Source organism: Streptomyces hilarionis, from assembly GCF_024539675.1.
In the GTDB taxonomy this organism is placed as follows: Bacteria; Actinomycetota; Actinomycetes; order Streptomycetales; family Streptomycetaceae; genus Streptomyces; species Streptomyces hilarionis.
The window spans coordinates 1-283 of the sequence record NZ_JAHHIT010000684.1; the positions used below are offsets into that span (position 1 = coordinate 1).

The window sequence follows — 283 nt, forward strand, 5'->3', positions numbered from 1 at the left end:
ATGCACAAGGCCTAAGAGCGGCTTGTAGGGACGCAACGGGTGGTTGATGGGGAAACGCTTTGGTTTAGGGAGAGAGGCCGGTCCCGGCTTGGCCTTGACCCCTAAAGACTTCCGGTATTGATCGACGCTGTAGGCTGAAACCCCGCAAAGACGCGCTACAGTGCGAGTTGATTCTATGCCCAGCAAATGCCGGTAGGGCTCGATGGCCATTCTTACATTCCAAGCTTCGATACCGAATAGCTGACGCCGGTAACGAATTACATTCTTTTTCGTACCGACAAGC

General features: G+C 53.7%; 1 protein-coding gene. It reads right to left on the bottom strand.

Features of this window, described 5'->3' with window-relative positions:
- Window positions 1-210, bottom strand: a 210-nt coding sequence (locus KMS84_RS44500; RefSeq protein WP_256921567.1) for a hypothetical protein, incomplete at its 3' end; no start/stop codon positions are given.
- Window positions 211-283 lie beyond the last annotated feature (73 nt).